Source organism: Marivivens niveibacter, assembly GCF_002150005.2.
GTDB lineage: Bacteria > Pseudomonadota > Alphaproteobacteria > Rhodobacterales > Rhodobacteraceae > Marivivens > Marivivens niveibacter.
On the sequence record NZ_MSPP01000006.1, the window covers coordinates 78,353 to 104,062 of the forward strand.

The window sequence follows — 25,710 nt, forward strand, 5'->3', positions numbered from 1 at the left end:
GATCCTGTGATCGCTGAAATATTGCAGTTTGCTGATTGCTTGGTTAATGACCGAAAAGTCATTAACCAAGCTTTTGGCTGAATCGTGTTTGAATGTTCCCGAAAACCCAGACAGCGCCGCAAAGAGGCGCGACCGTCCGAAATCATCGCGGCGGCGGTCGAGCTGTGGAAAGAACGTGGATTTGCCGCAACCCGATTAGAAGACATCGCAAAGGGTGCAGGCATCGCCAAAGGTACTGTCTATCGCTATTTCCCGTCTAAAGAGGCGGTGTTTGAAGCGGCCGTAGAAGAGCAAATTGCCTCCACCACCATGGGCCGCGCTGACGATTTGCGCACGGCGAATGCCAACTCTGAAGAAATGCTGCTGCGGTATTTTGAAAACGTGCGCGCAGAGCTGGTGGACAGCGGATCGTTTATTTTCCTCAAGGTGCTGCTGGCCGAAGGGCACCGTTTCCCCGACCTTGTAAGAAAATACGAGGATTTGGTGATTAAGAACGGTGCTGATGTCGTGCGCGGCATTTTACGTCGTGGCGTCGACCGCGGAGAGTTGAAACCCCAAGCAATGAACCTAGACCCAACGTTGGTGATGGCGCCGGCGATGATGTTGTCACTTTGGGGTACAGTTTTTGACGGCATCCAAGTGCCGGACGTGCAGCACATGCACCACCAGCATGTCGCGCTCTTATTATCCAGTCTGCAGAGCGAAGCGATATGATAACTTGCCTGTTGACCAAACCGAATTTGCTATTGCTTAGACCAGAGAGTTTCACATGACAGAAACCACGACCCCTCAAACGCTAAAGTTCAAAGACGAACACGGATCGTCCCGTTCCAAATGGGTCGCTGGCTTGTTGGCTTTGGGTTTGGTCGGCTGGATGGGCAGCGGCATGATCGCACCAGATACCCAGTCCACCGATCCAGAAACCGCAGCCGATATTCCATTGGTCGCTGTGCAGGTGATCGATAGTACCGCTGGCGTGGTTGAAAAAACATTCACCGCCGAAGGGCAGACCGAACCTGATCGTCGTGCGACATTGCGGGCGCGCACCTCGGGCGAAGTAATTGAGTTGGCGGTGTCAAAAGGCGCAACGGTTCAGGCAGGTGATGTGATCGCCAAATTTGAATCCCGCGACCTAGAGGCAACATTGCAGTCGGCCCAAGAAACCTTGGCCCGCGTTCAAGAGGATTTTAATAGCACCCAGTCATTAGCGGATCGCGGTATCGCGTCGGCAAGCGCACTACGTCAGGCGCGTGCTGAATTGGCATCCGCTCAGGCGAGTGTTGCGCAAGCCGAAGAGGCATTGAGCAACGCTATTGTCAGTGCGCCGTTCGATGGACGATTGGATAGTCTGGATTTGGAGCTGGGTGGCTACGTTTCCGCAGGCACCGAACTTGGCTATGTTTTGGATACCGATCCCCTGCGTGTCGTGGTGCAAATTCCACAGCAGTCTTTGGCCCAAATCCGCGAAGGTGCTGACGCCGAAGTCAGCTTTATCACGGGCGAAACCCGTTCTGGCACAATTGATTACATCAGCCGCGACGCTGAATCCGATACTCGTACGTTCCGTGCGGAAATCACCGTACCAAACGCGAACGCGCAAATCGCTTCGGGTCTTTCGGCCCAAGTGATCGTACCAACAGGCGATGTGACCGCACATTTCCTGTCGCCCGCGATTTTGTCGCTAAGCGAAGAGGGCGTTTTGGGGATCAAAACTGTGACGGAAGATAACGTCGTCGAATTCCACGAAGTCGTTATCGAATTGGCTGAGCAAGACGGCATCTGGGTCAGTGGTTTGCCAGAAACCGCACGGATCATCACGATCGGTCAGGGGTTTGTATCGGCTGGTGAAACAGTTGCGCCTGTGACTGGCGACATGGCGGAGGCGCAATAATGAATGCGTTGATCGAAGCGGCCTTTAGCCGAACGCGGGTCGTCATTTTATTCCTGCTGTGCACACTTTTGATCGGTTTTCTAAGCTATCGGTCGATCCCGAAGGAGAGCTTTCCCGAGGTTCAAATTCCTGTCGTCTATGTGTCGACATCGTTGGATGGTATTTCCCCCGAGGATGCCGAACGATTGTTGGTCAAACCACTAGAAACGGAACTGTCGGCTCTGACGGGGCTGAACAGCATGACTGGTACAGGGTCCGAAGGCCACGCAAGTGTACAGTTGGAATTCGACCCAGGTTTTGACCCTGACACCGCACTGGACAAAGTCCGCGAGGCGGTGGACCGCGCGAAAAACAATCTGCCGTCAGATGCCAGCGATCCCACAGTTACCGAAGTGAACACAGCGCTATTCCCTGTGTTGACGGGTATTCTGTCGGGGGCCGTTCCCGAACGCACTCTGAACGCATTGGCCAATGACCTAAAGGACCGCATCGAAGCGGTTCCAGGCGTTCTAGAAGTCGACGTCGCAGGTGAACGCGTTGAAATGTTAGAGGTCTTGATCGACCCCACTGTGTTTGAAACCTACAATCTGTCGTTCAGTGAACTGACCAACCAGATTAGCCGAAATAACCTGTTGATTGCGGCGGGCGCAATTGAAAACGGCGCGGGCCGCATGGTTCTAAAGGTGCCGGGTTTGATCGAAGATCTATCCGACGTGATGGAAATGCCGATCAAAGTTTCGGGTGATACCGTTGTGACCTTTGCCGATGTGGCATCTGTTCGTAATACGTTCGAAGACCCCAGCAGTTTTGCGCGGATCAATGGACAGCCTGCGCTTGCTTTGGAAATCACCAAACGCAGCGGTGCAAACATCATCGAAACGGTCGATCTGGTCAAAGAGGCAATTGCCGCCGCACAGAACGAATGGCCCGAAAGTGTGCGTATCAATTATCTGCAAGACGAAAGTAAGCAGGTTAAAACCATGTTGGCTGATTTGGAATCCAACGTGATTGCCGCCGTGTTGTTGGTCATGATCGTGATTGTTTGGTCCTTGGGCCTGCGGTCATCTATTCTGGTTGGCTTGTCCATTCCTGGTGCATTTCTGGCAGGTGTGTCTGTCCTGTTTTTCATGGGTTACACCATGAATATAGTTGTTCTTTTCAGCCTCATTTTGGTTGTTGGGATGTTGGTTGACGGCGCGATTGTAACGGTTGAATTGGCTGACCGATTGCTTAGCGACGGCAAATCCCCGAAAGAAGCTTATGCAATTGCGTCAAAACGTATGGCTTGGCCAATCATCGCATCAACAGCAACCACACTTAGCGTGTTTTTCCCGCTGCTGTTCTGGTCATCGACTGTCGGTCAATTCATGAAATTCTTGCCGATCACAGTTATCTTTACGCTGACGGCATCGTTATTCATGGCCTTGGTTTTCATACCGGTTTTGGGCGGTATCATCGGTAAACGACAGCCACAAACGGCCAAAGCGCAGATTCAGATTTATTCGGCTGAATATGGTGATCCGCGCAAGATGACAGGGGCGGGCGGTCTGTATGTTCGCGCGCTGGAGTGGGCAATCTTGCGGCCGCGCCGTACGGTCATTTTTGCGGTCTTGGCGTTGGTGTCGTCCTTTGTGGCGTACGGTCAATTTGGTACGGGCATCACGTTTTTCCCAGAATCCGAACCTGATTTTGTTCAGGTCGAAGTCCGCGCGCGCGACAATTTTTCGATCTATGAAAAAGATGCATTGGTACGTCAGGTGGAAAATCGTCTGATCGGTATGCCCGAATTGGCCAGCGTTTATGCGCGTACAGGTTCCAGCAACATGACAGGCGAAGAAGTGATTGGATCGGTTCAGCTAGAGTTGACCGAATGGGACACGCGCCGCCCTGCCGCTGAAATTATCGAAGATATCCGCGCCGAAATGCGGACTATTCCGGGTATCAACGTACAGGTTCAGGTACAGGATGGCGGTCCCTCCGCAGGGAAGCCTGTTAACCTAGAACTGATTTCTAATGACCAAAATGCCCGACTAGAGGCAATCGCCAAAGTTCGGACCGCGATGGATAATATCGGCGGGTTTACAGATGTCACTGATACGACCCCGTTGCCGGGTGTCGAATGGGAATTGCGCCTAAACCGATCCGAAGCCGCACGTTACGGCGCAGATGTCGCGTTGTTGGGGCAGGCGGTTCAGTTGCTGACGCAAGGCATCACGATTGCGGACTATCGCCCCGACAGTGCCGAAGACGCGGTTGATATTCGTATCCGTTTCCCTGCCAACGAACGGTCACTGGCTGAATTGGAAAATCTGCGTGTACCTACAACATCGGGTTTGGTTCCGATCACTAACTTTGTGACTTTTGAGCCTGCACCGCGTAGCGGAACGATTACACGTATCGATCAGGAACGCGTGACAACGCTGTCTGCCGATGTGTCACCAGGGGTGTTGGTAAACGATCAAATCGTCGCTTTGCGCGCTGCGATCAATGAAATGGACATTCCGGACAGTGTCGCGTGGTCGTTCGCAGGTGAAGCCGAAGATCAGGCCGATGCGATGATTTTCCTTGTCGGTGCTTTCGGCGCTGCGATCGGTTTGATGTTGGTGGTTCTATTGATCCAGTTTAACAGCTTCTATCAAGCCTTTGTCATCATGGTTGCCATCGTGTTTTCGATTGCAGGTGTGCTGCTTGGCCTGACGTTGGCGGGCCGTACATTTGGTATCGTTATGGGCGGTATTGGCGTGATTGCGCTTGCGGGGATTGTTGTGAACAACAACATCGTTTTGATCGACACCTTCAACGATCTGCGCCGTGCAGGCATGTCACCGTTAGAGGCAGCGCTGCGAACTGGTGCGCAACGTTTACGTCCAGTCATATTGACATCCGGAACGACGGCGCTGGGTCTGGCGCCTATGGTCATTGGCGTCAGCGTTGATTTCTTTAACCGAGAAATTGTTTATGGCGCACCATCAACGCAAATGTGGCTGGAACTCAGTTCTACGATTGCGGGCGGTCTGATGTTTGCCACGATCTTAACATTGATCGTTACGCCCGCAATGTTGATGCTGTCGTTCAAAAAATCAGAACGAAACAAACCGACGCCTGTTCGTTGATAGTAAAATGGGGCCCGTGTTGGGCCCCATTCTTATTCGTTTGCACGCAGTAGCCTTGCAGGTTTTACTGATAGCGGACGCGCCGCAAAAATCAGACCTGCAACTAGATTCACGACGGTGCCTGCCAATACAATTAGGGCAGCGTTTGACCAAATCGGGGTGAATGACGCGTCCATGACAAAATGAGTCACGGCCCATCCGCCTGCGATCCCCGCGCAGAGCGCGACAACGCCCGCCGCCAGCCCCATCAACGCGGAGCGTAGTGCAAAACTAGACAAGATCATGGATCGCTCTGCGCCCGCGGTTTTAAGAATTGCCGCTTCATAGGCTCGGCTACGTTCACCCGATGCTGCGGCGCCGATCAGCACCAAAAATCCGGTAACCAATGTCGCCAAGGCGCCGTAACGCGTGGCGGATGCGATCCCCGCGACCACGGTCATAACCTGATCAATGGCATCGCGCACGCGGATGGCGGTGATGTTCGGATAGGTGCCGGCCAAATCGCGCAGCAATTGGGCCTCCGCGTCTTGGTTGGCATAAACTGTGCTGATCCAACTATGCGGTGCCCCCGCTAAGGCCGCAGGGTTCATAGTCATAACAAATCCCATGCCTGCATTGCTGAAATCAACTTCGCGGAAACTGGTGATCGTGGCGGTGATGTCTCGGCCCAGAATATTCACGGTCAGCTCATCGCCCAGGACCAACCCCATTTCGGTGGCCTCTTCTGCGGCGAAACTGATTTGGGGTGGTCCGTTATATCCGGTTGGCCACCATTCACCTTGGGTCACCGTTGTACCATCAGGGGACTGGTCGCCATAGGTGATGCCGCGATCCCCCCTGACGACCCAGTGATCCGAAACCTCGGACGCGGGTTGGCCGTTGATCCGTGTAATAATGCCGCGCAACATCGGTGCTGACTCATAGTCTGTCACGCTCGTGTCAGTTTCTAATCTGGCACGAAACCCGTCTATTTGATCGGGTTGGATGTCTACAAAGAAATAGGACGGCGCGACTGAGGGCAGTTCATCTGAAATTGCATTGCGAAGGTTCCCGTCGATTTGTCCGACCCCCGCCAATACGGCCAGCCCCAGCCCGAGAGACAGAACCACAGATGTGGTTTCGCCGCCCTGTGCGCTGATTGATGCCAAGGCGAGGCGAAATGCAGGGCGATTGCGTACTGTTTTGCGTAGTCGGCCTGCGGTTTTTCGGATGAGCCATGCAGATATGACCAGTAGCGACAAGGCAAAACAAATGCCGCCTGCTGTCCAAATGGTTAATAGGAAAGCGTCTGTAAACCATGCCGATAGACCGACCAGTAAAACAACCAAACCGAAAATGACGATCAGATAGCCCCTCGATGGTTGGCTATCGATGTCGTCGAATGACCCACGAAATAGCGCCGCAGCACGGACCTGTTCGGATTTCGCAAGCGGCCAAAGCGTAAAGATAGCTGCGGTCAGGGCACCATAAATTGCCGCCTCGACCAGTGGAGCGGGATAGATTGCGAACTCTGCTGGAATTGGCAAATTGGCGGCAATGATCGGCGCGAATAACACGGGGATTGTTGCGCCGGCTATGACGCCAATCGTAATTCCGATAATCGACAAAATCCCGATCTGTATAAAGTAGGTTTGAAAGATCGTTCGTTGCGTAGCGCCCAATGATTTGAACGTCGCGATCGTTGCAGTTTTGCGAGACAGATAGCTACGCACCGCTGCGGACACGCCTACACCGCCAACGGCCAATCCTGAAAGGCCAATCAACACCAAAAACGACCCAAGACGGTCCACAAACCGTTCGACACCACGTGCGCCGTTGCGGCTGTCGGTCCATCGCATTCCAGTATCGCGGAATTTTTCGTCGGCTTCGGCCTCCAACGCGTCCAGATCTGTCCCGTCGTGCAATAGCAGACGATACTGCGTTTCCATCAGCGTCCCGTCGGCCAACAGTCCAGAATTGGCCAAACTATCGGTCAGGACGATTGTCCGTGGTCCCAACCCGAAACCACCGCCTGCATTATCAGGGTATTTTGCCAAAATAGCCGACAGGTAAAATTCCTGCGTGCCGAGTTTGACGATATCTCCAACGCCAATAGCCAACCGATCCGCCAGTATTTGTTCTACGATCAACCCTGGGCGTCCGTTCGATCCGGCCAGTGCCTGATCCAGCGGAATTTCGGGTTCTAGTTGAACAGATCCGATCAATGGATAGGCATCATCGACGGCCAAAACCTGCGTTAAACCGCGTTCAGGTGTTTCGCGATCAACGACCAGCATGGACCGAAAATCAACCGTCTCTGAAACAGTTGTCGCGATGTTGTCCATCCACGCAATTTCGGTGTCATTGGCAAACCGATAGGTCAGTTCAACCTCGGCGTCGCCGCCCAAAAGCGCGGCGCTTTCTCGCTCTAACCCCGCATTGATCGCTGATCGCACTGATCCAACAGCAGCAATCGCCATCACGCCCAAGGCAAGGCAGGCGATAAAAATTCGAAAGCCTCGTACGCCGCCGCGTAACTCACGGCGCGCAAATTGATAGGACTGACGCAGGCTCATTCGGTTGCCTCGATCCGACCATCGCGTAGGCGAATGGTGCGGTCACAACGCTGCGCCAATTCGGGCGAATGGGTGACCATAATCAACGTTGCGCCGTGGCGATCGCGCAGGCTGAATAGCAGATCCATGATCGCAGCGCCCGTTGTTTCGTCCAGATTACCGGTCGGTTCATCGGCCAACAGCAATTTCGGACGTGGGGCAGAGGCCCGCGCGAGTGCAACGCGTTGTTGTTCTCCGCCAGATAGTTGCGATGGATAATGACCGGCTCGTGTGCCCAGACCCACAGCGTCCAGTTCTGCCTGTGCGCGTTCAAAAGCGTCGGGGATATTCGCTAATTCCAACGGCGTTGCCACGTTTTCCAAAGCGGTCATCGTGGGGATCAGGTGAAAGGATTGGAACACGATCCCCATATTGTCACGGCGAAACCGCGCGAGCGCGTCTTCGTTTAGGTGCGTGATATCTGTGCCAAGCGCTGTTATTTTGCCAGCGGTCGCAGTCTCTAACCCGCCCATGAGCATGAGTAAGGATGATTTGCCCGACCCACTTGGTCCGATTAGGCCAAGCGTTTCACCTTGCGTGACGTCCAATGTGATCCCATGTAAAATATCAACAGGTCCGGCGTTGCCGCGCAGGCGCAATGAAACATTATCCAACGAAATGGCTGTGTCGGTCATAAAGAGGGCTTTCGGTTCAATGGTTATAAACAGATATGGGGCATATCGTTTGGTTCGCAATGCTATTGCGGCAGTCGTTTTGCTGGCAGGTGCGGCGCAGGCTCAAACCGTTACGATCGCAGCGTTGGGTGACAGCCTGACCCAAGGCTATGGTTTGCCCGTTGATGATGGTTTCGTTCCGCAGTTAGAACAATGGTTGTCGGATCAAGGTGCCGATGTCGCGGTGCTGAACGCGGGTGTGTCGGGTGATACGACAGCGGGCGGGTTGTCGAGGGTCGGTTGGACATTATCGCCAGATGTTGATGCAATGATTGTGACCTTGGGTGGCAATGACTTGCTGCGCGGTATCGACCCCGCCGTTAGCCGCGCAAATCTGGATGGCATCATGCAAGCGGCGCAAGATGCACAAATTCCGGTTCTGCTGGTTGGTATGCAGGCATCGAACAACTACGGTCCCGATTATAAGGCAGCGTTCGACAGCATGTATCCCGAATTGGCGTCTGAATATGATGCGCTGTATTATCCGAGTTTCTTGGGGCCATTGGTCGAAGAGGGGGATGTCGCTGCGGCCCGCGCATTTTTCCAGCCGGATGGCATTCATCCAAACTCTGAAGGTGTCGCTGTGATCGTTGATGCGATGGGGCCTACCGTTCTGGATTTGATCGACAAGGTGGACGAATGACCAAAGCTTATTGGGTTGCGCATGTCACGGTGACCGATTCAGAGACCTATCAGTCCTATCGCGCAGCGGCGGCACCTGTGTTGGAAAACGCTGGGGCGCGCATTTTGGCACTCGGCGGCAAACAGGAAACGGTTTCGGGCAAGATGCGTCCCCATACGGTGATTGTCGAATTCCCTTCAATCGAAGCCGCGCGCGATTGTTATTTTGGGGCCGCGTATCAAGCGACCATACCAGAACGGGATAAGGGCGCGGATGTCGATTTATCAATCGTCGAAGGGCTATAGCATACCCTTGCGACCACCGTGCCAGTAGTCGTCCGTTTCATTTTTGACAATTTATTAGGATCCTAACCCTGTTGGGCTAGGCGATCACGAGGCACGGTCACTGTGCATTTCAAACCGTCGGCATCCCACAGTTTATCGCACGTTCCACCCAAATCCTGATGGATGGTGGACGTGATTAATGTAGACCCAAACCCACTGCTCGTTGGCGCTTGGGCAATCGTGGGTCCGTTTTGTTCATGCCAGATCAACATTAGCTCATCGTCTGTCAGGGACCATTCGATATTCAATGATCCCGCGTCCACCGACAGCGCCCCGTATTTTGCGGCGTTTGTGGCCAATTCATGAATGACCAATGCCATCGCGGTCGTTGCCGTCCCGGTCAAACCAAAACTAGGCCCCTGAATGCGAATGTTCAGGCCGTCATTTAAGTAAGGTTTGATGATGTTCGTCACAAGAACATCCAGGGTTGCCCCTTTGTCTTGCGACGGGTTTCCAGACAACGCGGGTTGTATCAATGCATGCGCGTTCGCGAGCGCCTGAATGCGCTCAACGAGCGTTTTGCGCGCGTCTTTGACGGTTTCGGCTGTGCGTAGGGTCATGCTAGCGATGCCAGACACGACAGTGAACAGGTTTTTGACTCGGTGATTAAGCTCTTGCGTTAATAGCTTGGTTTGCGCTTCTGCGGCTGCGGCGCGCTGCAATTGTGCACGCAATTCCAGTTCCGTCTCGATGCCTTTTGCCAAATCTTCTAGGATTTCTAATTCAGCATCAGTCCATTTGCGCGGCTGGTTTTCAATAACGCAAAATGATCCCAGAATTTCACCGCCCGGCTCTTTGACAGGAACACCTAGATAAGAAATGACATCCAAATCTGAGATGGCTTTATTGTCGCGCAGCTCATCCACTTCGCGCGCATCTGTGACGACCAGCGGTTCTTTGTTTTCCACGACGTGTTGGCAAAACGAATGAGATAGCGGCGTTTCCCGAGCTTGCGCTACATCAGCAGGTAGGCCCAGCTGAGATTTGAAAAACTGGCGACGTTCATCAACAAACGACAACAATGCGATCGGCGTGCCAAAGATATGTGACGCAATCCTGACGGGGCGGTCAAACACCTCTTCGGATGGGCTGTCCAACAGGCCGGTACCATGAAGGGCGGCCAAACGGTCCGCGTCAGAAACATTCACATTGTTTATTGTCATATCGCGTCCTATCGGCTCTTGATTATCGAGCGATGTCCATCAGCAGATTATTTTTCGTTATTTGGCAGAGTGATAACGAATTCCGACATCTATGACTAATGATTTTTGGTCGTGGCCTACATCTCCAGTCGGACGCGTGTAATCATGATGCAAAAATTGGCACGAAAGGCCCCGCAAAATGCAGGGCCATACCATCAACGCAAAGAGTTGCCGTTGTCCAAGCTAATCGTGACTCGCCGCCAATTTGGATCCGACCGGCCAGAAGGCACCCCTGCGCGGCGGGCCTCGGACGATCCAAGGCCTGCGATATGAACTCGCGCATTGTTGCCTGTCTGGGCCTGCACAAGACCGCCCACCAACGAGGCGCGTCGATGGGATAGCGCGCGGTTCCCACTTTCGCTGCCTGTGGGGTCGGCGTGGCCTGTGACACGGACAGTGATTTGTCCTTTCGCGATCATGGATTGTAAATTCGGGCGTAAATTTCCCCACCATTGTTGAACAAGAGCGCGGATTTCGCCTGTGCTGTTTGATCGGCCCGACCCGAAAAAGATGTGTTTGCCGTTCATTGGGTCACGGATTGACGCCGCGGTTGGCCGGTAGGTGCCCGTTGGACGCTGAGGAGCGGGGCGCGTTGTTGGGTTGCGGAACCGATCATAGGCCGATGCACACCGATTGCGCCAAGGGCCGCCCAGACGGCGGAGACCATAGGGTCGAACCAAATCTGACCGCAAGTTATGCAAATCGACTTTGCCGTTTGCGTGGACGGTTATAGCGCCAGAAAATCCTTCTTGAATGCGGCCTAACATGTCCGCAGGGTCCCATTGGCCCATCACACTGATCTGTCCGGATAACGGGATCGAATTGTTCCTAGGCGATCGCGCTGGAGAAAAATCGATGGTCAATTCGTGGCTTAGAAACCCGACGGTTGGGGTTAAAGCTGTTACCACCGCTTTGCGAATGGAATAGCAATCGTGTTCGACCTGAATTTGAAACGGATAGGTCGCGTAGTCCCGTCCGCCACGTTCATACTGGCAACGCAGTTCGAACCGCCAGACATCGGTGTGGTAGCCACTGTTTGGGGCTTCGTAATCAGAACGCAATTCCATTGATTTCGCGGTGAATTTCAAACCATTAAGCGATCTGCGTACAGCGCTGCCAATGTTGTAGACTTTGACGCCCAAATCAATGCCCTGACTAGCCGTTTGGATCGCCGTTTGCGCGGTGTTCAATGTGTTCCGCACGGGCAGCGTGGGATCGGTGATCAATGAAGAGACAGATCCAGCTGCGCCGTTTAATAAACTGCCAACCGCCCCCGGAATAGCAGCTTTGGCAGCTTGGGTTAGCAAAGGTGCCAGCCATTCGGGGTCCATGCGATAGGCGTCAAATTCCATTGGGCCGTTATAGGTTTCGGCGGCTTCGGCGCTGACACTTAGTCCGATAATTTCCATGTAGGGGTCATTTTCATCAAACGGATTCCGAGCGATCAAGATATCGCCATCGGTCAGGTTTTCGTCGATTGTCGATATTTTGCCCGCCAATGGCCCAGTGCCGATGGATGCGGCTGCAATCAACTGAGTAGGTGGTAAACCTGTGGTTTCGCTGGCCGATATTAATGAATCCAAGATTTGCTGCGGGTCAGTTTTGCAGCCACATTCATGCGTTCGATGAAACGTCATAAGTTATCCTTTCTTGAAAAAATGGTGGGGAAATGAAACCGGCACCCATACGTTGTTTAGAATGGGGTGCCAAAGACGCTGCAGGCGTGACCATGGACATTATCCCTGCGCGAATGGCGTGGATCGACTGTGGCAGTTGGCTGTTTGATAGGTAGCAGGCCGCGATGCCGCAGACGTAAGGGCACGCTTGTGATGCGCCTGACATTGTTGTGATGCCGGGGCGGGGCCGATGGCTCCAGCGGGGGGTCGAGCGCGCGGCGCGTATCCGGTAGCCGGGGGCGCATAAGTCGGGTTTTTGCCGTCCATCTCGTGTCGGACCTGCCGAAGCAAAGGCAGCAGGCCGCGGACCCGCTGCAGTCTGTTGCATAGCGCCAACTGCGATCGGTAGAAATCCGTTGCAGATCGACCCAATCGTCCCCGAAGGATCAATTTGGTCGGTTTTGAATGTTGTCCTAAATTTTGGATTGCCGCTGTCGCGTTCGATCCACGCGTGCCATCGCCCGTCCTCGACTGTATCGCCAACAAATGACAACTTCCATTCACCTGCGGGTGCATCGGGTTTCAGAAATACTTCGATGTGGTGGTCTGGTGTGTTTGGGTCGTAAGCGCGGTGGTAAATGCGGGCGACTTCGCGACCATCCGGTTGAAATATGCCGCGTGCACCACCCAGTTCAACGGTGATAGGAATGTTGGCGTTCGGCGGTGTTAATTCCAACCGGAACACGTCGCGGTTTGAATACCAGATCTCTAGTTCATTGGGGGTTTTGTCCGTTGCCCGTGTTATCCACGTCAGGTCATCGCGACCCCCCGGTAAAATGCGGCCAGAGGCATGGGATTTCGCCGAATAGTAATTTCCGGCCGACTGAACGACGAGCCGATTGGGACCCGTTTCCAAAAAACGATCAATCGCCTGTTCGACGAGCGTTAGGCCTGTGTGAGGCCCACCGTGCCGACCGATAGACATGTTCACTACAAAAGGCCGCCCGTCAGCGGTTTCTTCGATAAATTTTAGCGCTTCGAGTAAACGAACGCTGTCGCCCAAACTGGCAAGCCCTGTAAGCGGCGCAGAGGCCAGATGTACAAAAACGAGTTCAGCCAAAGGCGCCATGCCGCCGCCGTTTGGACGAATTGATCCGGCTGCAACGTCCGCGACATGCGTTCCATGCGCGCCCATCCCGCGATCTGAATCACCTGGGTGATAACCCAAAGCTTGATAGGGTCGTTCGTGGCCAAGCGCGGTGTTGATCGCGTCCTGCGTCTGGACCGTACCATACCCAAAACGCGGTGGATTAGGTCCATGGCCCCTTTGGTCCCACAAGGCCAGAATACGGGATTTCCCAGAGCTGTCTAAAAACGCGGGGTGGGCAAAATCGAAACCCCAGTCGATGACGCCAACGACAACACCTTTGCCTTGATTGCCAAAGCTACGGCGGGCCGATGTGCCTGCAAACCATTCGCCCAGACCATCATCCGACGGTTCATCAAACTGCAATGCGCGCGGCGCTTTGAGCGATTGTACGGACGGATGGGTCCAAACAGTTTCAATGGCTTGCCGTTGGATACGCACGGTTACAATCTCCGCGAAACGGGCGATTTCAGTTGCTTCGACGGGTAATTCCGTCGCCCCTGGGGTGAGGCGCAAGATCGCTTCGATTTCTTCGGTGGGATCGCCTTCGGCCAAAAGTTCACGCAATGCAGGGTCCATTAGTCCCCCGATCGGGCAGATTTTTTGCCCATGTATTTTTCGATGATTTTTTCGACCTTGGAGCGAGATGACGCGACAAAAGCGTCCATATCTGCACGCGCGTTTGCAGCTGTTTCGGTATCGGCGTCCACTAATTTCATGAATTCCGCCAAACCTTCGGTTTCCGGGTCAGTCGCCAATGCCGCCTGCAAGAAAAATTCGGAACCGCCACCCATTTCTTGCAATTTGGCTTCGATCTCAGCGATGCGCTCAGTCAGTTCGGCGCGCGTTGAATCCTCTGATTTCAGATACTTGGAAAACGCTTTCTCAATTACGATCAGGTTGTCGATTTCTGTGCGTATCTGTTTTGCAGTGAGGTCGTCGCGGTCCCCTAATTTTTGCGAAATTTCTTTGATCGTTTTTTCGGGCGATTTCCGGGGCGCAATGACACTTTTGAAATATGGCAGATTTAATAGTTGGTTACGTGCAGCTGCTGGGGGCTCGCGGGAAATGTTTTCCAAAAATCCAGCCAGATCAGCCCGAGACATGTCGCTATTTTCAGCGAACATGGTGCGTAGTGGGGCTTCAAAACGTTCCAGCAGTTTTGTTTCATTTGCCGCTATGGTTTCGTATTGCGCAGCCAAAGTTTCTGACTGCTTCAACTGGGTTTCCAGTTCAGTAATGCGGTTGGTGACCGTATCTGACGTTTGAACGGCGATATCTTTGGTTTCAAGATCATCGACCAAACGCTGGGCCAGCAGAATCTTTGCCGCTGCGGGCATGTCGGGATCAAGTGCGAGGAATGGCACAGCTTTCTCAGCGCCTAGCCGTTGTGCAGCATAGGCAAAGCCTAGTTTTTCGGGTTTCATGGGAATGCTCCGCTGATTGGTGCAAGGCCAGGATTGGCCCTGCACACGGTTAGGTCATTCTGATGCGAGTTGTTTTAGCGCGGCGTCGATTGTCATATTGTTCGCCGCGTTTTTGATCGCCAAATCCAACGCTTTCACCAACGTTTCTTTTGCCAGTTCTGATTTGGCTTTGTTGGCTACATGGCTCAGCAACAGCTCTTCACGCTTTTTCATGACAGTGATTTCGGATGACAGAGTGGTTTTCTCTGCATTCAAATCAGATGCTGTTTCGACCACTTGGGCGTTGGCAATGGCGGCAACTGTTGGGTTGTTCCGCGCCATAATGTTCAACATGGCCGAAGTCCGAACCGCATCGGGTGTGTCGCTGGTCAGTTTCATCAGCGGCAATATGGTTGCAATATCAATAGGCATGTCTGGCTCCTTAGTTGTTCTGGCTTAGCGCCATGAGAAGAAGCGCAGAATTGTCACCGCCCGTGTCGCCCAATGCGCCACTTAGGATCAGTGGTAGCATCATGTCCTGTTTGGCGTAGTTTACGCTTTTGACTTTGACCTGATTGTCAGCGCCTGGAACGTCTTCGAAAGTCATGCTTTCTATCTTGGGCGGCGATGACAGCAGTGACATCAATTGCGATGTTTGGGCGTTACCTTCCAGTTTTTTGACGCGCCCCGAAACTTTGCCGACGTTGCCATCGACATCCGCGATTTTTTTCGACAAAGCGGTATGGTTTTCGCGGCGTTCTTTTAACGCGGCTTTGAATTTGGCTTCGGTATCGGCGATCAGTTTGTTTACGTCTTTTGCCTTGGCAAAGCTTTCGCCGAATTTGACGCGCATTTGTTGACCGTTCGGGGCCTTTAGGGTTGTGCCTTTGGCGCCTTTCATCTTGCGTAAATTGCGGCTGCGGACCTTGCGGTAGCTGGTTTTGCGGCCGCGGCGGCGGCGACGGGCTTCGCCATCCCAGGTTTCATCGTCGTCATCATAGTCGTCGTCAGACTCGAACATGAAACCTTCTTCGGCATCGTCTTCGTAATCGGCGAATTCAAAGTCATCATCGTCGTCGTAATAATCGTCTTCATCGTCCCAATCGTCGCTTTCTTGGATGGCACCTTGCATAGCCATCAGTCGTAGCAGTTGGTTCTGATCAATTGCGCTAGTCATTCTAAATCTCCTTTGAATTTGAACGCATTCGGGATGTCCTGCCGAAATGGGCTGGCAGGTCGATTTTGGGAGAACCGAGAGGCTGGACGCCTTTCGGTCTGGGTCAGTTTTCGGATCACCGGCAGAACGAAACGGTCGAAGCAGGCCTCGTCTGGTAAAAAGAAACCCGGTGACCCTTCGCCTGCGCATTGTCGGCAGTCGGGATCGCTGCCCCAACACGCAGGACACGCCCCCAGCGCACAGGCCAACATTTCGCTGTGTTCTTCCATTCTGCGAATTTGGCGCTGCATGGACCGAACTACATTTGCCGAGGTGCGTGATGGTTTGCGAGGCGCGGTTGCTGCTTCGCGCAGATCGCGCACCTGACGTAGCAGCGCGAGCGTCTGCTCTAACTGGCTGTCGCCTTGGCCGTTTGTCATTGCGTTAATGATAGCGGCTGTTCGGTCGTGATTGGGGGTGTCTGGCATGGTGATTTAGTCCGAGGCGAGGAACTCTTCAGCTTCAGTCGTGTCATAGGCCACGCCTTCGACATCCAGCGCCTGTTCGTATTCCGCGGCGATGTCGGCGATAGCTTCCATGATCGCGATATTTGCTTCTTCGCGGGAAAGAGCCTGACCAGCGGCATTGGTAATTTGGCCCGCCAGATTGGTCGTCGCGGATCCGATTGCTTGTTGAACGTTTGGATTTTGCAATAGTGTATTCAACTGCGAAACGCCGCGAGTGGCCTGTTGGGATACAACTTGGCCAACGGCGCGGCCCACACGGTTAGCACGGCGACCGATGTTGCGCATGACGCGGCGGCGTGGACGGATACGAATGCGTTTTGGGCGAGGTCGCCGTTGGCGTGGTTGTTGCGTGGCCAGCTGATTCAGGCCTGCGCCAGCCAGATTGCCAACAGCCCCGCCAACATGGCCGCCAATTGTGGTGCCGATTGGTCCGCCAATAATACCGCCCAGAACCGTTCCGGCTGCCTGACCCACGACAGGCATGGCTTTGGACGCGATCCCCGCAGCAGTACGGCCCAACTGGCCCAAAGTTCGCATAAAGTTTTCGACATCTTCGGGCGACATCGTCTCAAACATATCGGCTAGCGCCTGATCGACTTGCTCGTCATCCAGCGCTTCGAAACCTGTCAGAGCCAGACGCGCAGCGCCGCGGTAATCGATGCCATTTGCATACAGTGCTTCCCAGTCTGCGTTGTCAGCGCACATTTCAGGGATTTCATTGTAGTCATCTGCGTAGGACTGGTCGAAAAATTCGCCAAAACCTTCGGCCTGATCGTCATTGGTAATTTTGAACACCTTAATACCTCCTAAAACAAGAACAGGTTCAAGGTGTCACAGGGCGGATACAGGTCGATCACATAGGATCACAAATCGGACACAATCCAATAAAATCAGAGGTTTGACAAAGAATCGCATACGGCCCGTAGATCGGATAGCGCTGCCCGCAAAGCGACTCGTAGGTCTTTGACCTCATTGCTTAGGTCTTGCATTTTGCGGGCGACATTTGTGGTTTCTAGACCTTCATCGCAGCAAAAATGATACAGAGCGCGCGTCTCAACCGAAGGCGAAACGCCCAATTCGTCCAGCAACCTTTTCTCAAGGTCTTGATATAGGCGCAGCGCTTGCCCCCGATTTCCGCGTTCCAGATGAACGTGGATCAGGGCGCGCCAGCCTTGCTCCTCGAATGGGTCATGGCTGATCAGGCGGCTGGCATAATCCTGAAGCGTTTTCAGGTCATCGGTGTCGTGCAGCATCTCAACCGACAAAGACAACAGTTGAGTATATGCGTCACAAAGGGTTCGCCGTTCGTCTTCGACCCAGTCAGAGGACAAATCATTGGCAAAATCCCCTCGGTATAGATTTACGCTTTCTAATACGCCGGTTAGGCAATCAGGAGTTTTGCAACGCCTAAGGAACGTTTCTACGTCGACCCACGGTCCGTTGTCATACAGCAAGCACAATGCATCGCTATCGGATGCGATCCAATTGTCGGGCGCGCAACCTGTGTCTTTGATGGCCGACCTTAGTCGCCACAGCGATGTATTCAGCGCCTTTTTAGCGGTCAGGTCATCGCGGCCCCATATACGATCCAAAATGAAATCTCGGCTAACGGGTCTGCCTTGTTTTATAGCCAAAGTAGCAAGCAGTTCCTTTTCACGTTTGCTGGCAAACGCGATGGGGCTTCCGTTTTGGGACTTGGCTGTAATCGGGCCTAATAAACGTACTTCGCCAGTCACTGCCTTTTCCTCCTTTGGCAATGGGTTGGCCGAAATCGGCAAATGAAAACGTGTGGTCATGAATTGCGCAGAACGGTGGATGTGGTGCGGATTCTGCTCAAGTAAGGGTTTTCTGACTGACGCACCTATCGGGGTTGTATAATTGGTCAAAAATTCTCAATTTTGTTGAAATGGCGTGTGGCCTAGTCCCCCATATGGGGGATAACCCTTATTTTCCGGCAGACTGCGTGATCCGCCGAATAGCGCATAACCGGCCAAATCTACGCTGATATTCATGGGTTTCGTGTATCGGGAGGTGATGTCAGATTCGGTCAAAATCCCGAAAATGCGACCATCGTATAATTGCCCGCGGGCCCCGTTATTTGCACCAATCGACCAATCATGACAGCCAAGAGGGAGGAAACATCATGGCTTGGGCAAAACCTGTACTGCGTGAAATCGACTGCGGCATGGAAATCAACATGTACGGCCCAGATTCGGGTGATGAGGGCGGCGTTCTGTTCTAAGAACCCACCCCGCGCAGAGATAAACACATGACAATCAACGCGCGCATATTGGGGGCGGCTGCCGGTGGCGGTCTCCCTCAGTGGAATTGCGGATGCGCCAATTGCAACGCTGCCCGTGCGGGGGAAATTCCGCCGCAATCCCAAAGTTCGGTCGCAGTAAGCGGCAATGGGCGCGATTGGGCAATTTTGAACGCATCTCCAGATATTCGCGATCAAATGGCGAAATGTACGGCGGTGCACCCAACTGGATTGCGCCAGCTGCCGTTGAAATCAGTTCTGGTGACAAACGGCGATATTGATCACGTTGCGGGATTGTTGGTCCTGCGCGAAAGCCAGCCGTTTACATTGTTCGCGACAGCGGAAATTCACGACGTTTTGGCAGCGAACCCGATCTTTGACGCATTGCGCGACGATTGCGTGTCGCGGTCGCGGATTGCACTGGATCAGCCGTTTGAATTGGTGCCCGATCTGACTGCCACGCTATTTGCCGTCCCTGGCAAAGTGCCGCTGTACCTCGAAGGCGACGTCGTCAAAACTGATCTTGTTGGCGAACAGACCGTGGGCGTCGAATTAATCGCTGGCAACAAGCGGGCGTATTACATCCCAGGCTGTGCCCACGTGCCCGCCGATCTTGCAGACCGTTTGCGCGGTGCCGATCTGGTTATGTTTGATGGCACGCTATGGTCAGACAATGAAATGATACGCGCAGGGCTAAGTCAAAAGACAGGCCAGCGTATGGGACATATTTCGATTTCGGGTCCTGATGGCAGCATGACTGCGATGCAGGACCTGAACATCAAACAAAAGGTCTATGTTCACATGAACAATAGTAACCCTGTCATCGACCCGCGCTCAGATCAGACGCGGCAGGCAGAGCAGGGTGGCTGGACGATTGGCCGCGACGGTATGGAGATAGAGATATGACGCAATCTCGTGCAGAGTTCGAAGCCCGATTGCGCCAAATCGGGGCTGACCGATACCATGATAAACACCCGTTTCACGACCTGCTGCATTCGGGAGGCTGCACCCCCGATCAAGTACGGGCTTGGGTCATTAACCGATATTATTATCAACATGCGATCCCGATGAAAGATGCGGCGTTTATGTCCCGCGTCGAAGATCCAGCCTTGCGCCGCGCATGGCGTTCGCGGATCGAAGACCACGATGGTCATGGCGAAAATGAAGGTGGGATTGAACGTTGGCTGCGTTTGGCCGATGCGGTGGGGTTGGACAGGCACTATGTCGCGTCGCGCCAAGGTGTTTTACCAGCAACGAAATTTGCCTGTGACGCTTATGTTCGGTTCGTGCGCGATAAAACATTGCTAGAGGCTGTAGCCTCTTCCCTGACAGAATTGTTCGCACCAAAAATTCATGCCAATCGGATCGAGGGATTGTTGGCAAATTATGATTTCGCAGATGATCGTTCGCTCTCCTATTTTAAACGGCGGCTAAGCGAAGCACCCAAAGATGTGGCCTTTGGTTTGGGATGGGTATTGGATCATGCCGATACCCAAGAAAAACAGGACGCCGCTGCAGCAGCATTAGAGTTTAAAACCGATGTTCTGTGGGCCCAGTTGGATGCATTGCATTCGGCCTATATTGCGCCCGCGCGTATCCCGCCGGGAGGCTGGCAGCCGGGCACGCATATGATCGCGGTGGCGGCATGATCGCCGATGGCGCGATCCCAATCGTTCCGCGTGGTGTACGGTTGCACCAAGATCGCGCGCGGAACCGTTGGGTCCTCTTGGCCCCTGAAAAAACCATTGCGCTTGATCAGATCGGTTACGCCATTCTGTCCGAGGTCGATAATCGGTCTGAATTTGGGGAAATCGTTTCGCGCTTGGCGTCGAAATATGAAGCGCCTGTTGAACAAATCCGTCCCGATGTCGCAGGGTTCATCAACACTTTGGCGGCTCGCCGCATTTTGGAGGTGATATGACCCAAGTTCCGCCCCCTATGGCGATGTTGGCAGAATTGACACATCGGTGTCCGTTGTCCTGCCCGTACTGTTCAAACCCTTTGGAATTGGAGGCGCGATCACGCGAGCTGACAACCGAGCAGTGGTTGCGCGTATTTCGCGAGGCAGCAGATTTAGGCGTTTTGCAGCTGCATCTGTCTGGGGGCGAACCAGCGACGCGTCGGGATTTGGTCGATTTGGTTAAAGGCGCACGTGAGGCGGGGTTATATACCAATCTAATCACATCCGGGATTGGGCTAACTCGTGCGCGTTTAGATGAATTGGACGCGGCTGGTCTGGATCATATTCAGTTATCGCTGCAGGGGATGGATGCGGAAACTGCGGATCGCATCGGCGGTTATCGTGGCGGGTTCGAGCGTAAGATGCAGGTTGCCGGATGGATCAAGGACATCGGGTTTCCGCTGACGCTGAATTGCGTGTTGCATCGGCAAAACCTGCACCAATTGCCGCGCGCTATCGAAATGGCGGTCGAAATGGGCGCCCGCCGCATCGAGGTTGCGATCGTGCAATTTTACGGCTGGGCAATGTTGAACCGAAATGCATTAATGCCGACCCGTGAACAAGCGCGCGAAGCCGAGATGATCGTTGCAGAGGCGCGCGAGCGTCTTAAAGGTACGTTGGTCATCGATTTCGTACCTGCTGATTATCACGGTGATTATCCAAAACGTTGTATGAACGGCTGGGGATCTGTTGGGTTGAATATTACACCCGAGGGTACGGTGCTGCCCTGTCATGCAGCCCAAACGATCAAACATTTGGAATTCTGGTCAGTGGCAGATCGTTCGCTATCTGAGGTATGGTATGACAGCCCAGCGTTTAATGCCTATCGCGGAACCGACTGGATGAAGGAACCGTGCAGGTCGTGTGAACATAAGCTCAAGGATTTGGGCGGCTGCCGTTGTCAGGCGTTGGCAATTTCGGGCGATCCGGCTGCTGCTGATCCAGTCTGTGTTAAATCGCCAGACCATGGAAAATTGCAGGAAATGGCGATGCAGTTTTCTGATGGTGAGTCGGATGAACTCACGTATCGGACGCCTGCATGAAAATGGTATTTCTACGCGATAATTGCTAAGTACCTGCCCGGCCATCGTAATTTCCGTACACAGCTATTCAGCAAATTTCTTGCGTCGATTTTCGTGTGAAACAGCAACAAAGGGCCAGTGTTTCGGTATTGGTGTTGCTGGTTAGACCTTGTAGCGTTTTTGTGCTAATGTTGGGAAAATTTCCCTGTTTTACGTTTTTGAATAAGCATCCGTTCCAACCGCACCCTTTGACTCTGTTCGTTTTGGAACGCACATCTCGCTGCAGACTAAAAAAGGTGCGATGATGTTGCTGGAATATATCAACTCTGATGTGAACGTGCAGGTTCTGTTTGGACTGTTGGTGGGACTGCTGTTTGGCGCGGCAGCGCAGGTATCGCGGTTTTGTCTGCGTCGCGCTGTTGCAGGAGAGGACGGCGCAGATCGATCAGCATTGGCTGTTTGGATTTTGGCCTTGGCCGTCGCGATGGGTGGTAGCCAGATCGGTATCGCCACTGGTTGGATCGAATTGGGCGATCATCGGTTCCTAGCATCCGACGTCGCGGTGTCTGCAATTATCTTTGGTGGTTTGATTTTCGGCGCTGGTATGGTTTTGACCCGTGGCTGCATCACGCGTTTGACAGTTTTGTCAGCGACCGGAAATTTGCGCGCTGCAACGGTGCTAGTCGTTGTTGCGATCGTCGCCCACGCTATGATGAAAGGTGTTCTGGCACCTGTTCGTGTGGGTTTGTCCACGGTCACCACATCGCTGCCCAATGGTAGCTTTGCCGAGCTGCCGTTCCTGTCCATCATCATCCCAGCAATTTTGATCGCGACAGCATTGATGATTGCAAAGAAATCCAAGGCATCAATTGTGCACCTGTCCTTGGGCGCTGTAATTGGTTTGGTCGTCGTTGCTGCGTGGGTTGGTACGTCGACACTGTTGATGGATGAATTTGACCCTACGCCCGTGCAATCCGTTTCGTTTACTCAGCCGTGGGCTGATAGCCTGTTTTGGGTCATCGCATCCTCGGCCATTCCGGCAGGGTTTGGTGTTGGTCTGATCGGTGGCGTCTTGGTTGGCGCGTTTGTTAGCGCAGCGATCCGTTCTGAATTAAGCGTGGTCGGTTTTTCGGATGGCGCGGAAACGCTGCGGTATTTGGCTGGCGGCGCGTTGATGGGTGCCGGTGGCGTTTTGGCAGGCGGCTGCACCATTGGGGCGGGCCTGACCGGTGGTTCAACGCTCAGCCTATCAGCGTTGCTTGCTTTGGGATCGATTGTATCGGGCGCTATGATGACACGCCGTTTGATGCAAATTCGGGGCGCATCTGCCGTCGCCTAAATCCACATCATATTGGGTGCATCACGTGACTTGGCCGTTGGTTTTTAAACGTCCGGCCATTTTGCTCAGCTTCGCGTATAGATCGGCGATATCACTGTTCCATTCGGTCAAAGCGGCCTGTTGTTGCTGTAGCACGTTCATGTCGCCGCGGGCGGCCGGACCGGTTAACGCCTGACGTGGATCAGTTTGCGCGATGTTTACAGCGGCGTTGTTTAGCAGGTCATCACCCAGTGCTTTTGCAATCTCTGCCGGTACCCCAGCCTCTGCCCATGCCTCTTGCGCTATGGCTTGTAGAACGACCGCGAAGTTATTCGAAAATACGGCAGCTGCGTGATAGATTGCTTTGCTGTCAGTGGTGACAGGAAAGGGGTGACCGCCCAATGCATCTATAAATGCATTTGCTAAATGAGTGGCTGCATCATCGCCTTCGATGCCGCAATATGTGCCTGCAAAATCTGCGGCGGCGGTACTTGGATCTGCAAAGCTGCGTACCGGATGGCAGCTACCAACGTGCCAGCCTTTTGAGGCCAGTGACCCCAAAGCCTGAGATGATAAAAAACCACTACAATGCAGCGCGACCGAAGCTGGCACATCTGCATACGATAGCGCATCAGCAACCAAACTTATCTGGTCGTCCGGCACCGTGATCAGCCATAAATCCGCAGGTCGCATGTCGGTGATTGCTGCGGCAACGTGGGCGCTAGAATAACCTTCTAAGAGGTTTGCTACTGCGTCCGATCGGCGGCTGTGAACATCACCCAGTTGAAGTGCCGAATGAGCGCCGATCAATTGGATGAACGTTGCGCCTACCTTGCCAGCACCAATGATATTGACTGTGGTCATGATGAATTATCCGCGCAGTTGATGTGCCAACAGTAATAGGATGCGGGCACATCAACAATCGGACAATTAGCCGTAGTAGCAGGCCGACAAGTGATCTGAACCAGTCAGTTCCGGCCTTTCAGCACGACATTTATCCGTCGCTTTCCAACAACGCGGGGCAAAGGCGCATCCAACGGGAACGTTTAGCGGCGACGGTAATTCGCCTGTCAGTTTGATGCGATGTTTTTCCGCTTCTGGGTCCGCGATGGGCGTCGCCGATAACAATGCCTGTGTATAGGGGTGTTTGGGCGCGTCAAAAACGGCGTCTTTCGTGCCTTTTTCCACCGCCCGTCCCAGATACATCACGATCACATCATCGGCCACGTGCCGCACAACGCTCAGGTCGTGAGAAATGAACAGATAGGCAAGGCCTAGTCGCTCTTGTAGGTCGATCAGCAAATTCAGGATCGATGACTGGATCGACAAATCTAGCGCCGAAACAGGTTCGTCCAGCACCAGCACTTTGGGGTCCAGCATCAGCGCACGAGCAACTGCGATCCGTTGGCGTTGGCCGCCTGAAAACATATGGGGATAGCGGTCGAAATGTTCGGGCCGCAAGCCGACCATTTCTAACATTTGCCGCGCCTTTGCCTCTTTGTCCTGTTTGGACATTTTAGGGCAGTTGATCACCAAAGGTTCCATTAGAATTTGACCGATCCGTTGGCGTGGATTCAGCGATCCGTAGGGGTCTTGGAACACGATCTGAACGGCTTGACGAAAGGCGCCCCACTCCGCGGGGGTGATCGGTTTGCCGTCCAGCGTCAGCGTGCCTTTAGTCGGTTCTTCGATCATGGTGACAACGCGGGCGAGCGTCGATTTCCCGCAACCGGATTCCCCAACAACCGCCAGCGTTTTACCGGCGTATAGTTCGAAATCCATATCTTGCAGCGCGCGTAGAGTCTGGGGTTTGGAAAATAGGCCGCCGCCGACGGAATAGTGACGGGCCAGATGGCTGGCGGACATGACGGGTGTTTGGGTCATGACGCGATCCTTTGGTCGGTGTTTAACGGATAATGACAACGCGCATCGCCCAAATCGCTTCCTTGGGGCGCCGGCGGAACGGTACGGCAATGTTCGTTTGCGAATTGGCAGCGCGGGCTGAACAGGCATCCAGCAGGGCGATCGAATTGGCCCGGCACAACGCCTGGAATGGTCGGAAGCCGTTTTTGCGTTGCCCGTTCAGGCAGTGCATTTAGCAGAGCATCGGCATAAGGGTGATGCGGGGCGCGGAACAGATCGCGGACTGGGCGCTCTTCGATTTTTTGACCAGCATATTGAACACTGACCCGCTGCGCAGTTTCGGCAACGACGCCCATATCGTGAGTAATCAGAACCAGACCCATCCCGCTATCTTCGCGCAGCGATGTCAAAAGGTCCAAAATTTGCGCCTGAATAGTGACGTCCAGGGCCGTTGTGGGTTCGTCAGCGATCAACAATTTGGGACGGCACGCAATTGCCATTGCGATCATAACGCGCTGGTTCATGCCGCCGGATAATTGATGCGGAAATGCGGATAACCGTTTTTCGGGGGCGGGGATGCCGACCTGTTCAAACAGTTCGATTGCGCGTTTGTGCCGCGCGGGGCGGTCTAACCCCAGGTGTTTGCGCAGCGCCTCTTTGATCTGCCAACCGACGGTAAAGCAGGGGTTCAGGGACGACATGGGTTCCTGAAAAATCATGGCTAAGTCTTTGCCAATGATTTTGCGCCGATCCTTGGCTGACATGGTCAGTAGGTTGTGACCGTCGAATGATAATTCATCCGCTGTAACTTTGGCCGTCCAGGGTAAAAGGCCCATCAACGCCAGCATGGAAACGGATTTTCCCGATCCAGATTCCCCCACGATGGCAAGGATTTCACCGTTGTTCACGTCCTGATCCACACCATCAACGGCGCGGAACAGTCCGGTGGATGTGCTGAAATCAACGCTAAGGTTTCGAATACGAAGGAGGCTCAT

25 protein-coding genes are annotated in these 25,710 nt (G+C 53.7%); 11 read left to right on the forward strand and 14 right to left on the reverse strand.

The genetic code is table 11. From position 1 onward, the window contains the following. Window positions 1–84: 84 nt before the first annotated feature. From BVC71_RS14115 to BVC71_RS14125, 3 genes are read left to right on the forward strand one after another with little or no spacing between them, the layout of a single operon-like run. Window positions 85–714, forward strand: coding sequence for a TetR/AcrR family transcriptional regulator (locus BVC71_RS14115; protein ID WP_165767788.1), 630 nt, complete (start codon window positions 85–87; stop codon window positions 712–714). A gap of 55 nt (window positions 715–769) precedes the next feature. Further along, window positions 770–1,891 (forward strand): efflux RND transporter periplasmic adaptor subunit, encoded by a 1,122-nt coding sequence (locus BVC71_RS14120; RefSeq protein WP_086452345.1) that lies wholly within the window; start codon window positions 770–772, stop codon window positions 1,889–1,891. Continuing rightward, window positions 1,891–5,004 (forward strand): efflux RND transporter permease subunit, encoded by a 3,114-nt coding sequence (locus tag BVC71_RS14125; protein WP_086452346.1) that lies wholly within the window; start codon window positions 1,891–1,893, stop codon window positions 5,002–5,004. Before BVC71_RS14120 ends, BVC71_RS14125 begins: the two co-directional genes overlap by 1 nt. A 32-nt stretch (window positions 5,005–5,036) precedes the next feature. Here the strand turns inward: BVC71_RS14125 and BVC71_RS14130 are convergent, their stop codons facing one another. Further along, window positions 5,037–7,559 (reverse strand): ABC transporter permease, encoded by a 2,523-nt coding sequence (locus tag BVC71_RS14130; RefSeq protein WP_086452347.1) that lies wholly within the window; start codon window positions 7,557–7,559, stop codon window positions 5,037–5,039. Further along, window positions 7,556–8,233 (reverse strand): ABC transporter ATP-binding protein, encoded by a 678-nt coding sequence (locus tag BVC71_RS14135; protein WP_086452348.1) that lies wholly within the window; start codon window positions 8,231–8,233, stop codon window positions 7,556–7,558. The genes BVC71_RS14130 and BVC71_RS14135 overlap by 4 nt, the downstream gene beginning before the upstream one ends. A 49-nt stretch (window positions 8,234–8,282) precedes the next feature. On the opposite strand from BVC71_RS14135, the gene BVC71_RS14140 reads away from it, so the two are divergent. Continuing rightward, a complete protein-coding gene (locus tag BVC71_RS14140; protein WP_420845608.1) occupies window positions 8,283–8,915 on the forward strand; it encodes an arylesterase in 633 nt (210 codons plus the stop codon). Continuing rightward, window positions 8,912–9,199, forward strand: coding sequence for a DUF1330 domain-containing protein (locus tag BVC71_RS14145; RefSeq protein ID WP_086452350.1), 288 nt, complete (start codon window positions 8,912–8,914; stop codon window positions 9,197–9,199). The genes BVC71_RS14140 and BVC71_RS14145 overlap by 4 nt, the downstream gene beginning before the upstream one ends. A gap of 62 nt (window positions 9,200–9,261) precedes the next feature. Here the strand turns inward: BVC71_RS14145 and BVC71_RS14150 are convergent, their stop codons facing one another. The 9 genes from BVC71_RS14150 to BVC71_RS14190 all read right to left on the reverse strand — a co-directional run bounded on the left by BVC71_RS14150 (window position 9,262) and on the right by BVC71_RS14190 (window position 18,088). Then, entirely contained in the window at window positions 9,262–10,401 is a 1,140-nt protein-coding gene (locus BVC71_RS14150; protein ID WP_086452351.1) for an HWE histidine kinase domain-containing protein, read from the reverse strand. 194 nt (window positions 10,402–10,595) lie between these two features. Then, window positions 10,596–12,077 carry an OmpA family protein gene (locus BVC71_RS14155; protein WP_086452352.1) on the reverse strand — a complete coding sequence of 494 codons (1,482 nt, stop codon included), beginning with the start codon at window positions 12,075–12,077 and terminating at the stop codon, window positions 10,596–10,598. After that, window positions 12,055–13,782 carry a S8 family serine peptidase gene (locus tag BVC71_RS14160; protein ID WP_086452353.1) on the reverse strand — a complete coding sequence of 576 codons (1,728 nt, stop codon included), beginning with the start codon at window positions 13,780–13,782 and terminating at the stop codon, window positions 12,055–12,057. The genes BVC71_RS14155 and BVC71_RS14160 overlap by 23 nt, the downstream gene beginning before the upstream one ends. Further along, a complete protein-coding gene (locus tag BVC71_RS14165) occupies window positions 13,782–14,630 on the reverse strand; it encodes a hypothetical protein (protein ID WP_086452354.1) in 849 nt (282 codons plus the stop codon). Before BVC71_RS14165 ends, BVC71_RS14160 begins: the two co-directional genes overlap by 1 nt. A gap of 54 nt (window positions 14,631–14,684) precedes the next feature. Next, window positions 14,685–15,041, reverse strand: coding sequence for a hypothetical protein (locus tag BVC71_RS14170; RefSeq protein WP_086452355.1), 357 nt, complete (start codon window positions 15,039–15,041; stop codon window positions 14,685–14,687). A gap of 10 nt (window positions 15,042–15,051) precedes the next feature. Further along, on the reverse strand, window positions 15,052–15,786 hold the full coding sequence (locus BVC71_RS14175; RefSeq protein ID WP_086452356.1) for a hypothetical protein: 735 nt from the start codon (window positions 15,784–15,786) through the stop codon (window positions 15,052–15,054). Then, window positions 15,783–16,253, reverse strand: a complete 471-nt coding sequence (locus BVC71_RS14180) for a hypothetical protein (protein WP_086452357.1) — start codon at window positions 16,251–16,253, stop codon at window positions 15,783–15,785. Before BVC71_RS14180 ends, BVC71_RS14175 begins: the two co-directional genes overlap by 4 nt. A 6-nt stretch (window positions 16,254–16,259) precedes the next feature. Further along, a complete protein-coding gene (locus BVC71_RS14185) occupies window positions 16,260–17,087 on the reverse strand; it encodes a hypothetical protein (RefSeq protein WP_086452358.1) in 828 nt (275 codons plus the stop codon). 95 nt (window positions 17,088–17,182) lie between these two features. After that, window positions 17,183–18,088, reverse strand: coding sequence for an AfsR/SARP family transcriptional regulator (locus BVC71_RS14190; RefSeq protein ID WP_086452359.1), 906 nt, complete (start codon window positions 18,086–18,088; stop codon window positions 17,183–17,185). Between the two features lie 347 nt (window positions 18,089–18,435). Between BVC71_RS14190 and pqqA the strand changes: the two genes are divergently transcribed. The 6 genes from pqqA to BVC71_RS14220 all read left to right on the forward strand — a co-directional run bounded on the left by pqqA (window position 18,436) and on the right by BVC71_RS14220 (window position 22,873). Next, window positions 18,436–18,534, forward strand: a complete 99-nt coding sequence (pqqA, locus tag BVC71_RS14195) for a pyrroloquinoline quinone precursor peptide PqqA (RefSeq protein ID WP_066013526.1) — start codon at window positions 18,436–18,438, stop codon at window positions 18,532–18,534. 27 nt (window positions 18,535–18,561) lie between these two features. Further along, window positions 18,562–19,458: a pyrroloquinoline quinone biosynthesis protein PqqB gene (gene pqqB / locus BVC71_RS14200; protein WP_086452360.1), complete on the forward strand. Its 897-nt coding sequence runs from the start codon at window positions 18,562–18,564 to the stop codon at window positions 19,456–19,458. Then, entirely contained in the window at window positions 19,455–20,201 is a 747-nt protein-coding gene (pqqC, locus tag BVC71_RS14205; RefSeq protein WP_086452361.1) for a pyrroloquinoline-quinone synthase PqqC, read from the forward strand. The genes pqqB and pqqC overlap by 4 nt, the downstream gene beginning before the upstream one ends. After that, the gene (gene pqqD, locus BVC71_RS14210; RefSeq protein WP_086452362.1) at window positions 20,198–20,473 is read left to right on the forward strand and encodes a pyrroloquinoline quinone biosynthesis peptide chaperone PqqD; all 276 of its coding nucleotides are present in this window, start codon (window positions 20,198–20,200) and stop codon (window positions 20,471–20,473) included. Before pqqC ends, pqqD begins: the two co-directional genes overlap by 4 nt. After that, the gene (gene pqqE / locus BVC71_RS14215; protein ID WP_086452363.1) at window positions 20,470–21,555 is read left to right on the forward strand and encodes a pyrroloquinoline quinone biosynthesis protein PqqE; all 1,086 of its coding nucleotides are present in this window, start codon (window positions 20,470–20,472) and stop codon (window positions 21,553–21,555) included. The genes pqqD and pqqE overlap by 4 nt, the downstream gene beginning before the upstream one ends. Before the next feature lie 283 nt (window positions 21,556–21,838). Continuing rightward, entirely contained in the window at window positions 21,839–22,873 is a 1,035-nt protein-coding gene (locus BVC71_RS14220) for a YeeE/YedE family protein (protein ID WP_086452402.1), read from the forward strand. Window positions 22,874–22,894: 21 nt separating this feature from the next. On the opposite strand, the gene BVC71_RS14225 is transcribed toward BVC71_RS14220, so the two are convergent. From BVC71_RS14225 to BVC71_RS14235, 3 genes are all read right to left on the reverse strand, one after another. Beyond that, a complete protein-coding gene (locus tag BVC71_RS14225) occupies window positions 22,895–23,716 on the reverse strand; it encodes a Rossmann-like and DUF2520 domain-containing protein (protein ID WP_086452364.1) in 822 nt (273 codons plus the stop codon). Window positions 23,717–23,782: 66 nt separating this feature from the next. After that, window positions 23,783–24,736 carry an ABC transporter ATP-binding protein gene (locus BVC71_RS14230; RefSeq protein ID WP_086452365.1) on the reverse strand — a complete coding sequence of 318 codons (954 nt, stop codon included), beginning with the start codon at window positions 24,734–24,736 and terminating at the stop codon, window positions 23,783–23,785. Further along, a complete protein-coding gene (locus BVC71_RS14235) occupies window positions 24,733–25,710 on the reverse strand; it encodes an ABC transporter ATP-binding protein (protein WP_086452366.1) in 978 nt (325 codons plus the stop codon). Before BVC71_RS14235 ends, BVC71_RS14230 begins: the two co-directional genes overlap by 4 nt.

Bases quoted from the DNA above. Each gene is read 5' to 3' on its own strand.
- BVC71_RS14120 (WP_086452345.1), top strand. From the start codon at position 770: ATGACAGAAACCACGACCCCTCAAACGCTAAAGTTCAAAGACGAACAC.
- BVC71_RS14125 (WP_086452346.1), top strand. From the start codon at position 1,891: ATGAATGCGTTGATCGAAGCGGCCTTTAGCCGAACGCGGGTCGTCATT.
- BVC71_RS14130 (WP_086452347.1), bottom strand. From the start codon at position 7,559: ATGAGCCTGCGTCAGTCCTATCAATTTGCGCGCCGTGAGTTACGCGGC.
- BVC71_RS14135 (WP_086452348.1), bottom strand. From the start codon at position 8,233: ATGACCGACACAGCCATTTCGTTGGATAATGTTTCATTGCGCCTGCGC.
- BVC71_RS14145 (WP_086452350.1), top strand. From the start codon at position 8,912: ATGACCAAAGCTTATTGGGTTGCGCATGTCACGGTGACCGATTCAGAG.
- BVC71_RS14150 (WP_086452351.1), bottom strand. From the start codon at position 10,401: ATGACAATAAACAATGTGAATGTTTCTGACGCGGACCGTTTGGCCGCC.
- BVC71_RS14155 (WP_086452352.1), bottom strand. From the start codon at position 12,077: ATGACGTTTCATCGAACGCATGAATGTGGCTGCAAAACTGACCCGCAG.
- BVC71_RS14160 (WP_086452353.1), bottom strand. From the start codon at position 13,782: ATGGACCCTGCATTGCGTGAACTTTTGGCCGAAGGCGATCCCACCGAA.
- BVC71_RS14165 (WP_086452354.1), bottom strand. From the start codon at position 14,630: ATGAAACCCGAAAAACTAGGCTTTGCCTATGCTGCACAACGGCTAGGC.
- BVC71_RS14170 (WP_086452355.1), bottom strand. From the start codon at position 15,041: ATGCCTATTGATATTGCAACCATATTGCCGCTGATGAAACTGACCAGC.
- BVC71_RS14175 (WP_086452356.1), bottom strand. From the start codon at position 15,786: ATGACTAGCGCAATTGATCAGAACCAACTGCTACGACTGATGGCTATG.
- BVC71_RS14180 (WP_086452357.1), bottom strand. From the start codon at position 16,253: ATGCCAGACACCCCCAATCACGACCGAACAGCCGCTATCATTAACGCA.
- BVC71_RS14190 (WP_086452359.1), bottom strand. From the start codon at position 18,088: ATGACCACACGTTTTCATTTGCCGATTTCGGCCAACCCATTGCCAAAG.
- pqqA (WP_066013526.1), top strand. From the start codon at position 18,436: ATGGCTTGGGCAAAACCTGTACTGCGTGAAATCGACTGCGGCATGGAA.
- pqqB (WP_086452360.1), top strand. From the start codon at position 18,562: ATGACAATCAACGCGCGCATATTGGGGGCGGCTGCCGGTGGCGGTCTC.
- pqqC (WP_086452361.1), top strand. From the start codon at position 19,455: ATGACGCAATCTCGTGCAGAGTTCGAAGCCCGATTGCGCCAAATCGGG.
- pqqD (WP_086452362.1), top strand. From the start codon at position 20,198: ATGATCGCCGATGGCGCGATCCCAATCGTTCCGCGTGGTGTACGGTTG.
- pqqE (WP_086452363.1), top strand. From the start codon at position 20,470: ATGACCCAAGTTCCGCCCCCTATGGCGATGTTGGCAGAATTGACACAT.
- BVC71_RS14220 (WP_086452402.1), top strand. From the start codon at position 21,839: ATGTTGCTGGAATATATCAACTCTGATGTGAACGTGCAGGTTCTGTTT.
- BVC71_RS14225 (WP_086452364.1), bottom strand. From the start codon at position 23,716: ATGACCACAGTCAATATCATTGGTGCTGGCAAGGTAGGCGCAACGTTC.
- BVC71_RS14230 (WP_086452365.1), bottom strand. From the start codon at position 24,736: ATGACCCAAACACCCGTCATGTCCGCCAGCCATCTGGCCCGTCACTAT.
- BVC71_RS14235 (WP_086452366.1), bottom strand. From the start codon at position 25,710: ATGAGCCTCCTTCGTATTCGAAACCTTAGCGTTGATTTCAGCACATCC.